Origin of the sequence: Chryseobacterium sp. JK1, assembly GCF_050632815.1 — a bacterium.
In the GTDB taxonomy this organism is placed as follows: Bacteria; Bacteroidota; Bacteroidia; order Flavobacteriales; family Weeksellaceae; genus Chryseobacterium.
This window is the reverse complement of the sequence record NZ_JBODRU010000001.1, coordinates 485,657-498,696: the sequence shown is the minus strand read 5'-3', so window position 1 is coordinate 498,696 and position 13,040 is coordinate 485,657. Positions and strand designations below refer to the sequence as shown.

Annotated in this window: 8 protein-coding genes; 3 read left to right on the top strand and 5 right to left on the bottom strand. The window is 35.6% G+C overall.

Going from position 1 to position 13,040, the window contains the following annotated elements; genetic code table 11:
• Positions 1–190: 190 nt before the first annotated feature.
• The gene (locus ACQ76T_RS02285) at positions 191–1,186 is read left to right on the top strand and encodes a sterol desaturase family protein (RefSeq protein WP_431341734.1); all 996 of its coding nucleotides are present in this window, start codon (positions 191–193) and stop codon (positions 1,184–1,186) included.
• A gap of 259 nt (positions 1,187–1,445) precedes the next feature.
• On the opposite strand, the gene ACQ76T_RS02280 is transcribed toward ACQ76T_RS02285, so the two are convergent.
• The 4 genes from ACQ76T_RS02280 to ACQ76T_RS02265 form a co-directional block, all read right to left on the bottom strand.
• Complete coding sequence (locus ACQ76T_RS02280; RefSeq protein WP_431341733.1) at positions 1,446–3,602, bottom strand: glycoside hydrolase family 97 protein; 2,157 nt, start codon at positions 3,600–3,602, stop codon at positions 1,446–1,448.
• A gap of 83 nt (positions 3,603–3,685) precedes the next feature.
• Positions 3,686–4,759 (bottom strand): SusF/SusE family outer membrane protein, encoded by a 1,074-nt coding sequence (locus tag ACQ76T_RS02275; RefSeq protein ID WP_431341732.1) that lies wholly within the window; start codon positions 4,757–4,759, stop codon positions 3,686–3,688.
• A 20-nt stretch (positions 4,760–4,779) separates the two neighbouring features.
• Positions 4,780–6,378: a RagB/SusD family nutrient uptake outer membrane protein gene (locus ACQ76T_RS02270; RefSeq protein WP_431341731.1), complete on the bottom strand. Its 1,599-nt coding sequence runs from the start codon at positions 6,376–6,378 to the stop codon at positions 4,780–4,782.
• 6 nt (positions 6,379–6,384) lie between these two features.
• Positions 6,385–9,120, bottom strand: a complete 2,736-nt coding sequence (locus tag ACQ76T_RS02265) for a SusC/RagA family TonB-linked outer membrane protein (RefSeq protein ID WP_431341730.1) — start codon at positions 9,118–9,120, stop codon at positions 6,385–6,387.
• Between the two features lie 333 nt (positions 9,121–9,453).
• Here ACQ76T_RS02265 and metG point away from each other — a divergent pair, with 333 nt between their 5' ends.
• Positions 9,454–11,490, top strand: coding sequence for a methionine--tRNA ligase (gene metG / locus ACQ76T_RS02260; protein WP_431341729.1), 2,037 nt, complete (start codon positions 9,454–9,456; stop codon positions 11,488–11,490).
• A 64-nt stretch (positions 11,491–11,554) separates the two neighbouring features.
• Complete coding sequence (locus ACQ76T_RS02255) at positions 11,555–12,220, top strand: hypothetical protein (RefSeq protein ID WP_431341728.1); 666 nt, start codon at positions 11,555–11,557, stop codon at positions 12,218–12,220.
• Here ACQ76T_RS02255 and ACQ76T_RS02250 read toward each other — a convergent pair.
• Positions 12,193–12,897 (bottom strand): class I SAM-dependent methyltransferase, encoded by a 705-nt coding sequence (locus tag ACQ76T_RS02250; RefSeq protein WP_431341727.1) that lies wholly within the window; start codon positions 12,895–12,897, stop codon positions 12,193–12,195. The two genes, ACQ76T_RS02255 and ACQ76T_RS02250, sit on opposite strands and share 28 nt — an antisense overlap.
• Positions 12,898–13,040: the final 143 nt, after the last annotated feature.

Below are 13,040 nucleotides of genomic sequence, written 5' to 3'. Positions count from 1 at the left end.
ATTAGTGTTCAATTTAGCATTAAATTTTCAAATGGAGTATTGAAACATCTGTTTTTTTGTCACATTTCCTTTAAAATTTTAACATTTTAAGCTCTTATTTTTATTTTTCTAAAGATTATGCGCCCAGTCACAAATAATTCATGCAAAAAAGCCGTTTTTTATATGTTTTATTTTTAGCTTTACAGAAAAAATGTTTGATTTCAGCAGTATGTTCAAAACAGAAGGGCCAGATGTTGTTTACACATGGACCATTCCTGTGTTTGCGGCTATCATTTTTATAGAAATGGCTTACAGTCATTTTAATAAAGAGAAGATTTATGAAACTAAAGATGTAGCAACAAATGTTCTTTTCGCCCTACTCAATTATGGATTAGACATTGTTATGAAGGGCTTTTCTCTGTTTGTCATGATGTTTTTCTATCAGCATCGTATTTTCGACTGGCAGGAAGGAATATGGTATTGGATTGCTGTATTTCTAGCTCAGGACTTTGCCTATTATGTTCATCACTATGTAGATCATCACTCCAGGGTTTTCTGGGCAGTGCACATCACCCATCATAATTCTGACTATTTCAATATCAGTACCGGATTCAGAAGTCCTGTCTTCCAGCCATTATACCGATATCTGTTTTTCTCTCCCTTAGCTTTCATGGGCTTTCATCCGTGGCATATTCTGGTAGCGTATTCTTCTATACAGATCTACGGAACGTTTGTACATACTCAGTCTATTAAAAGCATGGGCTTTCTGGAATATATTCTGGTTACGCCGTCTCATCACAGAGTTCATCATGCCTGTAATATCAAATACCTGGACCGTAATATGGGCATGGGATTAATTATATGGGATAAAATTTTTGGAACCTTTGAAAAAGAAGATCCTGAAGTTCCTGTTAAATATGGTATCTATCCTAAGATGGAATCTAAAGATCCGGCAACGACTCTATTCTATGAATGGCGAAGAATAGGTAAAGATATCAGGCAGCCGGGAATTTCTTTTAAAACTCGATTGCAGTATCTTTTTTACTCACCGGGATGGAGACATGACGGTACCGGAAAAACGGTAAAGCAGTTCCAGAAGGAATATAAAGAAAAGATCAAAAATGGCACTGCTGCGAAAATAAAAAAGCAGGTACAAGAACCGGAGTATCAGTATTCACAACTCAGCCAACAAACAGAGGATAAGTAAATACATCATTTCACATGATGATGATTATAAAACAAGAGACGAAAAGTTGTTCTTTATGAATAAAGTAACTTTCCGTCTCTTGTTTTTCTATTTTATTAAAAGGCTAATTTTATTCTACAAAACAGCTTACAGTAATCATAATTTGGATCATTCCCTTTTTTTTCAAGCCTCCGATCTCTTTACTTTTCACTTTATTATAAAAAAATACCCCGGCCATGGAAAAATCCAATGAGCCGGGGCACCTTAGTGTATCTTCAAATTATTTTACTGGTTTGATAGAGACTGCGAAACCTCCACTTCTTACCATTTTAAAATTAATTTTCGATTTGCTTGTAATCTCTTTCTTGTAGATATTATAGCTTTGAGGATTGTTGATGTAGTCTGCATCTTTTCCATCTTCGTAAATCGTTGCCTCATATTTCTTTCCTTTATCCAGGAATGAGAAATCTACCGTGTAATCACGTTTGTTTTCATCGGTAATACCTCCTACGAACCAATTTTCTGTTCCTTTTGCTTTTCTGGCTGTAATCACATAATCTCCCGGTTCTGCAGATAAAATTTTAGTATCATCCCAATCTGCTGCTACATCTTTGATAAACTGGAATGCATCCATATGTTTTTTGTAGTTTTCAGGAAGGTCTGCTGCCATCTGAAGCGGCATGTACATGGTTACATATAGAGCAAGCTGCTTCGCCAAAGTAGTTTTTACGAAACGGGTATCTCCTGGGAAATAATAATCCAGTTTTGTCTGGAAAATTCCCGGAGTATAATCCATAGAACCTCCCATCCATCTTGTAAATGGAAGAACCGTCTGATGGTCGGGCTTGTTTCCTCCAAATGCTTCATATTCCGTTCCGCGGGCAGCTTCTGCAGAAATGTAGTTCGGATATGTACGGCTTTCTCCTGTAGGACGCACAGATTCGTGAGAATTTACCATGATCTTATAATCGTTTGCCTTTTCAGCAATTCTGTAAAAGTGATTGATCGTCCATTGAGAGTAGTGATGTTCTCCTCTAGGAATGATGTCTCCTACATATCCTGTTTTTACGGCATCATATCCATATTTATTCATGGTCTGGAAAGCTTTGTCTGCCCATCTTTCGTAGTTCGTTGCAGAACCTGAAGTTTCATGGTGCATAATCAGCTTAATTCCTTTTGAATGAGCATAGTCGTTCAACATTTTGATATCGAAATCCGGGTAAGGCGTAACGAAATCAAAAACAAATTCTTTGGAATGACCAAACCAGTCTTCCCAACCAATGTTCCAGCCTTCAATCAATAATCCCTGAAATCCGTTTTCTGCTGCAAAGTCGATATATTCTTTAACTTTTGTATTGTTAGCCGCATGTTTTCCATTTGGAGTCAACTTACTAAAGTCTGTCTTACCCAGATGAACATTTTCTGCTGTAGAATACGCCCACTGAGATTTACCGATGATCATCTCCCACCAAACTCCCATGTATTTTGTTGGGTGAATGTAAGAGGTATCTGTATATTTTGTAGGTTCGTTCAGGTTGAAAATCATTTTAGAATCCATCACTTCTTCTGCTTTTGGAGCGACAATAATGGTTCTCCAAGGGGTTACTGACGGTGTCTGAATATATCCTTTTGCTCCCTGTCTGTCTGCTGTAAGGTGTGTTTTGAACTTAAAGTTCGCTGCATCTACTTCCAGATGTGAAGCAGGATAATCCAGCACAGCTGCTTCCGCTACGTTGATATATAAAGGTGATTTTCCTTCTTTTTTCAGCATCAATGGAGACTGAACTGCATTTTTCACCAACGTCTGAGAGGCATTAGCATCATATGCTTTGTCCCACTGCGACGGAATTTCAGAAACTTTTGTTTCCTGATACTGATATTCCTGAGAGTCATAATCTGCAACAATCCACCAAGCTTTCATATCGGTTGGGAAATCAATTTCAGAATCTTCTTCTCTGATGACGAAATAATTGAGGTTCTTTTGTTGTGGGAATTCGTATCTGAATCCAAGACCGTCATTGAACAGTCTGAATTTTACTACGATACTTCTGTCTGTAGAAGCCTGGTTCAGCGTAACCGCCAATTCATTGTAATTGTTGATATAATTTTTCTTTTCTCCAAGAACCGGCTGCCAGGTCTCGTTTTTAGAGTCTCTTTTTTCATCTACCTTTGCAAAACCATTGTTAAGGTCATATTTTGCATCTTCCGGTTTGGCAATTTCGGAAGCGAATTTTATGGCGGTGTCTTTAAATAATCTCAATCCCAATTTAGAATCTTCAACCACTACTCCCCCGTTGTATTTCAGGTTATAGTAAGGTACTCCTTCTTTCAGCTGGAAATTCATTTCGAACTTCCCGTCCGGAGATTTTAAAGATTGTGCTTTCACACCTACAAACATCATTGAGAGCAATAACGCTCCAACTGTAATTTTCTTCATAATGACTATTTATTAACTTAAAATATCAAAGTACCGCAGTAAAGCAGCACTTTGCTTTATTTTAAATTTGATTTTTATTGTTTTTAAAATACCGGAATTAGAGAATATTCTGCGGTAATATCATTGAAATACACATCATATTTAAAGGTTTCACTTACTGGAATATTTCCTCCACCAAGCTCTGCCACTCCAAAAAACTCCTGAGCTTTCCCCCAGTTTGTTCCCCAATCATGATTTGCTCTGAACTTGAATTCTCCTGAACTCATTGCCGCATTTTTCTTCACCCAAATATGAGGGTCAAAAGTGGACTTTTGAAGATCTACGTCAGTACTCCAATCTCCGGATGCTGTTCCTATCATTGAAATTGTAGTATAAGTAACTGTTGGAGCCGGTATCGCATTAAAAGTATAGGTTAAAGCATTGGTATCAATTGTTAATTTATAATATCCTGCTGCCGATACAGAAATATTTCCCGAAGTACCACTTGCACTTAAAGTTCCAGCAGAACCACCCAAGCCATATTGATTATCCCAAGAACCTGGAGTTTTAATCAATTTAAATCCTCCTTTTGCAAAATACCCTGTAAAAGAGTACACTCCAGCTGTAGCTGTTTTTTGCAATGGACTAAATTTGGTATTCGTTGCCAAATTATCCCAGCCGGCTGATGTAGCATCACCAATTAAATATAGATCTGTATAGTTATAAGTAGGTCCTAAAAGATATGGAGTTACTACTAAAGTTGTAACAGCAGAATAAAAAGGCGCCGCCCCAACCAAAGTTCTTATTCTAACTTCAATCTCAGCTGCTACATTGGTAGCTGCCCCTAAGCTCAGCGCTATATTATTAAGCTGTTTATTAGTATAGGCTAGTGGTGAAGTTGTCACTTCTGTAGTAGAGGCATCCTTAAAATTTTTGCCTTTGATTCCAAACTGTATTTGTTGTGTATAAACTACAGGTATATTAAAGGTTGATTTATTCCAAGTGATATTCAGAGCTACATTATCGGGATTCGCCTTATCTAAAACAATAGTTGTCTTATCCGGTGTAATCTTACTTTTTATTGTTTCAGTAATAACAGCCTGATCCTCGTCTTTTTCACATGAAATGATAAAAATTCCAATGAATGCTATTGCTAATATTTTAAAGAAATGTTTCATTTTTAGATTTTGTTTAAAAATTAGTATCCAGGATTTTGAACCAAATTAGGATTAGCTACAATATCATTAGCTGGTATTGGGAAGAGGTTTCTATATTCATCTACACCTTTACCTTCTTTTACACCTCCTTTCCATGGCCATACATAAGAACTTGAAGTAAACTTTCCATAACGAATAAGATCTGTTCTTCTGGTTGCTTCCCAAGACATTTCTCTAGCTCTTTCATCTAAGAAAAAATCTGTGTTCACGGATGTCACCTGATTTCCTCCAGCTCTTGTTCTTAAAGAGTTTACATAGCCAAGAGCTGTACCAATACTACCTCCCGAACCACCTCTGGACACCGCTTCACCATACATTAAATAAATATCAGCTAAACGGTAAAGAGGAATATCTGCATCTACAAAAGTACCTGTAGGATCTGAGCCCTGAGTGTTATCCGCATATTTTATATTCTTATATTTAACGAAGGCATATCCATCAGTAAATGCAGTTATATCATTAATCTCCAGATTCTGTCCATTTGTATAAAAATTACCTCTCTGATCACTTGGGTTTCCATTGAATAAGTTAACAAAAGATTTTGTTGTTCTTATTCCTCCCCAACCTCCATTAACTCCAAATTGTGCAGCAGGCATAGATCCACCAATAGCAGCATGTACCATAAAAGTTGAACCTCCATAGGTTTTTGTACGCATACCATCATAATTTACAGATAAAATTACTTCCGGATTATTCAAATTGTTATCTGCCATAAATAATGACCCATAATTTGATTTTAAAGCATACCCTGTGTTAATTATTTTGTTACAATAAGTAATACAATCTGTATTTCTTTCTGTACCAGTATAAACTTTTGCATTGAGATATAATCTTGCTAATAAAGCCCATGCTGCAGCTTTATCTGCTCTACCATATTCATTAGTTCTAGCATCCTTTAAGTCATTAGCACAAGCCAACAATTCTGTTTCTACAAATTTGAATAGTTCAGTTCTTGTAATTCTTGGTGGTGGATTATTAATAACATCAGTAGTTTCCAGTACAAATGGAACATTTCCAAATAAGTCTAAAGCATGATAATAAGATTGAGCTCTCAAAAATCTAGCTTCTGCATTCATATATTTTGCTTCAGTAAGATTGCTTCCTGAAATTCCATTGGTTGCTAATTTTTCATCGGTTGTATTTTTGATAAACTCATTACTTACTGCAATAACATTATATATCCTGTAATAAATAGCAGCAACAAATGGATTTGAAGAGTTCCAGGTCATATTATGCATTTCCGGAAGACCTGCATCACTCCAGGCAATAACAGCTTCATCGGTTGTTAAAACCTGCATGCTGTACATTTGACGAAGATAATTGGAAAACCCTCCATCAATACCTCCGATGTCTGTATTTCCATCACCATTATTCTCATCTCCCTGTCCACCAATTGCCAAGCCTGCATAGATTTTCGCTAAAGCAGGTTTATAGTTACTAAAGTCTTTGTATAATACTGTAGAGGTTAACCCTAAAGTTGGTTCTCTTTCAAGATCTCGAGTACAAGATCCTATCGAAATTAAAGTAGACAATGTAATTGACCCAATAATTAGTTTTTTATATAAATATTTATTTTTCATAATAGATTAAAATTGAAAGTTAAACCCTACTGAATAAACTTTAGGTCTTTGATAAAATCCATTATCAATTCCACCAAAAACTTCAGGATCTACACCTTTGTACTTTGTAATGACAAATACATTCTGAGCCATAGCGTTAATTCTTAAATTAGTTCCCTTTCCTATTAATTCACCGGCATTATAACCAACTGTAAGATTATCCATTCTTAGGAACGATGCATCTTCAATAAACATATCCGAGAATAGTTGTGTAGTAGCAAATTGAGTATTCAAAACACTTGAATTGGTATTGCTTAAGAAATTATTGGCTTGAATATTTGCTATTGAACTGTTAGATGCAGAGTTATTGTATACATAATTACCCAACACAGCTCTTAGAGCTGTTCCAATCTCCCATTTCTTAAATCTCACCTTTGTAGAAAATCCTAAAATAATATCGGGTGTAGGCGACTTGTAAAAATATTTATCATCTTCAGTTATCTTTCCATCTCCATTTCTGTCAATATAAGCACCATCTAATGGTTTTCCGTTAGCATCATAAACTTGTTGATAAACATAAAAAGCATTCAATGGTTGGCCTACTGTAATTGCCTGAATATAGTTATTGATTCCAGAAATGCTTCCCGCAGGAATTTTATAGGCAGAATCTACATATTGTGAAAGGCTTGTAACTTTAGGATTAAATTTGGTTGCATTAAAATTAACATCCCAAGTTAAATTTTGATTTTTAATCGGAATAATATTCAGGTTCGCTTCAAAACCTTTGTTGGATATAATTCCAACATTTTTAATATTAAAGTTATTTAAATCTCCAGCCCAGGTTGGAACTTTCGCTATCAAATTTTCAGATTTCTTGTCAAAATAATCTATTGATCCACTAATTCTACTGTTAAGAATTTCAAAATCTAATCCCAAGTTTTTGGTTGTTGTTGTTTCCCAAACCAGATTTGGATTATAGACATCAGGACGAAGCAAAGTATAAAAACTATTTCCAAGTTGATACTGAGCAGTACTACTATTACTATATGAATAAGAACCAAAAGCCGGATAAAAATTACCCGTTTCCTGTTGTCCTGTTTTACCCCATCCTGCTCTTATTTTTAAGGAATTTATACTTGAAATATTTTTAAGGAAGCTCTCTTCGTTAATCTTCCAGGCAACTGACACCGCCGGGAAATTCCCCCAAAGGTTATTTCTGTCTGTTCCGTTCCAGAATGTAGAAGATCCATCTCTTCTTATCGATCCATTAATAACGTATCTGTTAGCAATCGTAAAAATACCTCTAGCATAGAATGACACCAATGTTCTTTGTGTATCACCTGGCGTAGAAAAATCTGTTTTCTGATTACCATAATAAGTTGGAGCTTCCGGTGTTATTGAATGAGTATCTTGATAAGAATACCCAGCAATAACATCTACATTAGTATTAATAGCCTCAATCTTTTTTACGTAATTTAAATAAGATTCAAATAATTTACTTTTGATTTCCTGAGAATAGGAACGATAAGAACCTAAACTTCCGATTCCTTGAGCATAATCCTTAGATACATTTACCGATCCATCGCTTTTAGCATAATCGTAAGATCCTGTAACATTTAATCTTAAATCAGGTAAAAAGTGGAATTTATAATCCAATTGTAAACTTGGGATAACTCTAAAAACAGAAGAAAGATCTCTTTTACCATATAATAAACCTAGTGGGTTTCTAGTACCATTTACATTCAGACCTGTTGCATGATTTTGAGGATCCAGCCATTCATAATATCCACCATAGTTAGAGTTTCCAGAATATACAGGTTGTGTTGGATCAAAATATGTAGCTGCTCCAATGGCGCCCTTATCAGGAAATCTATTTTCAGTAAAAGTTCCTTTGAAATTACCATTAACAGTTAAATGATTATTAAAAAACTTAGGAGAGAAGTTTAATCCTAAAGATGTTCTTTTAAAATCATTCGTTCTTACAATTCCATTTTGTTCATTATATCCTAAAGACACTCGATAAGGAAGACCTTTAACGCCACCAGAAAAAGAGACATTATTGTCTGTTCCCCATGCTTGCTGATAAATTAAATCTTGCCAGTTTGTATTTGAAGTTCCTAAATAACTTTTCTGTAATGAAGTTCCAAAAGTATTTACAAATTGCCTAAACTGATCTCCATTCAAAACATCAACATTGTTCATTTTAGTAGAAACTGAAAAATTGGTGTTAAAATTCACTTTAAACTTACCTGCAGTTCCTTTCTTTGTTGTAATCAAAATTACCCCATTCGAAGCTCTGTTACCATAAATAGCTGCTGAAGAAGCATCTTTTAGAATATCAAAAGTTTCAATATCATTAGGGTTAATTAATGATAATGGATTTGTGGCACCACTTAAACTATTAAAGTCAATGGGTACACCATCAATAACAATTAAGGGGTCATTATTTATAAAGGAAGAGCCTCCTCGTACCCTAATAGTAGAACCTGCTCCTGGAGCACCACTATTTCCAGTTATCTGAACCCCTGGTGTCTTTCCTACTATTAATTGGTCTGCAGTAGCTGCTCCACCATTAAAGTCTTTGGAACTAACCGAAGATATCGACCCTGTAAGGTCTGTCTTCTTCTGTTTACCATACCCAATCAGTACAACTTCCTCAATTTTTTTCTCTTGAGGGAGAGAGTCCTTTTTCTGCGCATGCATTACTGTGCTGGCCAGTAAAAAAGCGGGTGCGATTTTTAATACTGTTGTAAAATTCTTCACAATCTTATTTTTATAGTTTCGTTTTCAGTCATAATTTGGCCCCTAGCCATGCGTGCAATTTAAAAAAAAATTAGAATTATCATAATTTTAATATAATTTAAGTTAAAATTCTGTATATTACGAAACGAAAAAAAGTTAGTTCTTTAAAGTACAATAATTTATTCGATAGTATGCAATGCATAACATTGTGTTGTGTTTTAATAATTTGTTAAACATTTGTTTAACTTTATTTCATCTCCAAGTCGCTCAAGTAGCCTTTGGGAGTATAAAAAATCTACTAATAGTAGTATTCGGCAGATAATCCTTATCTTTGCGGTTAAAACTTTACTATAAATGTCAAACAGAAAGATGATTACGGCAGCTTTGCCTTATGCAAACGGTCCGGTTCATATAGGACATTTGGCAGGTGTTTATATTCCTGCGGATGTTTACGCAAGATTTCAGAGAAGATTAGGAAAAGATGTAGCGTTTATCTGTGGTTCGGATGAGCACGGGATTCCTATTACCATAAGAGCTAAAAAAGAAGGAGTAACGCCTCAGGATATCGTGGACAAATATCACGAGATCATTAAAAAATCTTTTTCTGACCTTGGGATTTCATTTGATGAATATTCAAGAACAACGTCTAAAAAACATTATGAAACCAGTCAGGATTTCTTTAAGGTTTTATACGAAAAAGGAAAATTCACAGAAGAAATTTCTGAGCAGTATTTTGATGAGCAGGCAGGAGAATTCCTTGCCGACCGTTACATTGTAGGAACTTGTCCTAATTGTGGTAACGAAAATGCTTACGGAGACCAGTGTGAGAAATGTGGTTCTACCCTTTCTCCTTCTGAATTGATTAATCCGAAATCAATGCTTAGCGGAAATGTTCCTATCCTTAAAGAAACAAAAAATTGGTATCTTCCATTAAATGAATACGAAGACTTTTTAAATGAATGGATCATTGAAGGTCATAAAGATGATTGGAAGACTAACGTATACGGACAGGTTAAATCTTGGTTAAATGACGGTCTTAAGCCTCGTGCAATGACCAGAGACCTTAACTGGGGTGTTCCGGTTCCTCTTCCGAACGCAGAAGGAAAAGTATTGTATGTTTGGTTTGATGCTCCTATCGGTTATATTTCTTTCACGAAAGAATGGGCTGAGAAAAACGGAAAAGACTGGAAAGATTACTGGCAAAGTGAAAACAGTGACCTGGTACACTTTATTGGTAAAGATAATATTGTATTCCACTGTATTATTTTCCCATCAATGATGAAAGCGCACGGAGATTATATTATGCCAGCTAATGTTCCTGCTTTTGAATTCCTGAACCTTGAGAATGATAAAATCTCAACATCAAGAAACTGGGCAGTATGGGCTCATGAATATGTAGAAGATTTCCCTGGACAACAAGATGTATTAAGATATGCTCTTCTTTCATCTGCTCCGGAAACAAAGGATAACAACTTCACATGGAAGGATTTCCAGACTAAGAATAATTCTGAATTGGTAGGTATCTTCGGAAACTTCATCAACAGAGTTGCGGTTCTTATTCATAAATATTATGATGGTGTAGTTCCACAAGGAGATGTAAACAGTCCTGAATTGCAGGAAATAAGTAAATCAGCAAAAGAAATTTCCGGATTCCTTGAAAATTATGAGTTCAGAAATTCATTAACGGCATTAATGAATCTTGCCCGTTTTGGAAACCAGTATCTTCAGACAGAAGAGCCTTGGAAAACAATTAAAGATAACCCGGAAAAAGCAGCTCAATCTTTATTTGTTGGAGCGCAGATAGCTGTAGCATTGGCTCAGTTATGTGAACCTTTCATGCCTTTCAGTTCGGAAAAACTATTGAATATGTTCAACGTTGAAAAGAAAGACTGGAATACTATTGAAAATCAATCCGTACTAATTGAAACGGGGCATAAAATCAATGAATCATCACTTCTTTTCTCCAAAATTGAAGATAATGTTATTGAAGCTCAGATTCAGAAATTAGAAGACACCAAACAAAACAATAAAAAAACAAACCCTAACGCAAAACCTATGAAAGAAGAGATCACTTTTGATGACTTTACTAAAATAGACCTTAGAACAGCTACTATTATAGAAGCTGAAAAAGTAGAAAAAGCAGACAAATTATTAAAACTTACTGTAGATACAGGAGTTGATGTAAGAACTGTTGTTTCTGGTATTGCAGAAAGTTTCTCTCCTGAGGACGTAATCGGGAAACAGGTAATGATCCTTCTGAACCTTGCTCCAAGAAAAATCAGAGGAATTGAATCTCAGGGAATGTTATTATTAACAACAAAACCAGACGGAAAATTATCTTTCGTAACACCGGATGACAGCAATGTTGAAAATGGTATTGAGATTGGATAATCAACATCATGATAAAGATAACAGGCTGTTTCACTAGAAGCAGCCTTTATTTTGTATACATCTTATGGTTAATAAAAGTGTTTTAAGAAAACTCTCTAATCAGGAATTGGAGGCTTATTTAAAAGAAGGCAACCGCTTTGTTCCGGAAGCTGTTCAGATGGCTTTTGAAATTCTGGAAGAAAGAGGACGTATTTTCAATGAGCAGGAAAAATCGACCATTCAACAACTGATTCAGTGTAAAAAAGAAGCAGAAGAGGCAAAACTCAATGCAGAAAGAGAAATATGGCAGGATTATATTACTGAAGACCCTAATGCCGTCAAGTTATTTCCACGAGAACTTATATTGATTATCAGTTTACTTTTAACGACCATTCCTGGCTCGCTGTTATTAGGTTTAAACTTTCTTAAACTCAAAAAATACGGAGCAGCTGTTCTGACTTTTGTTTTTGGATTTATTTTTGTCCCTATTCAGAATTTTGCAGTTCCTTTTATGTATGAGCACAATTCTCAACATTTTTTTACCCACAGAAAAAGCCCGGAACTTCTAATGGGAGCAACTGGCGCTGTAATTCTGTTTGTATTCTGGGTATTATTTACCCCCAAAAAGCTGCCCTACAGAGCAGCTTCGTATATTTTCCCTATTCTTATCTCCTTAATCATGTTGGCTTTGATGATTACCAATGACCAAGGATGGTTTTCAGGTTATTTCTTAGTGAGTTTCGCCAAATAAGAATCTTCATCTTTCAACACTCTTTCAATTGTAAACCCGTTGTTTTCGACGGCATTTTTTAAAGTATTGAAATCTAGGTACAGCCAGGTGATGGGTTCTTCAGATTCTCCTTTGTAATGAACTACATACTCCAGTTCTCCGTAATATCCTCCGGCAGGAATGTATACTCCGCCATCTTTATCACGATCGAACATATAAAGGATATCCGTACTGTCGATCAGGATTTGTCCATTATCGTTCAATAAAGTGTGTAGTTTCTGAAGATAAGTATCTATTTTAGCCAGTTTTTCAAAAACTCCGGTGCCATTCATCAATAATAAAATGGTATCAAATGTTTCCCCGGAAAAATCAAGCATATTCTCACAAACTGCTTTTTTAATTCCTCTTAGTTTGCAGACTTCAACAGATTTTGGGGAAATATCCAGAGCCGTCACCTCAAGGTTTCTTTCGTTTTGAAGGTATAAAGAATGAGAACCTGCCCCCGCTCCAATATCCAGAACTTTCCCTTCAGATAAATGCAGTGCTTTCTGCTCTATATCATTCATTTCTTCAAAATCTCTGAATAAATACGCTACCGGAAGTTCATCCAGCTCAGAAATTGACGTTTCAGTCTGCAGATCTTCAGGATTGTCATTGTGGTAATAATCCCAGATCGCTCTGCCCATTAAATCTTTCATAATGGCAAAGATAGGGGTTTAGCAATGGAAAATTGAAAGGAGAACACGTAAAATTATCAGTTCCCGACTTTCATGAAAATATAAATTGAGAGCCGAAAACGGGAAAACAGGCAATAAACAGATCTGGTGATCCATTCTCCTAT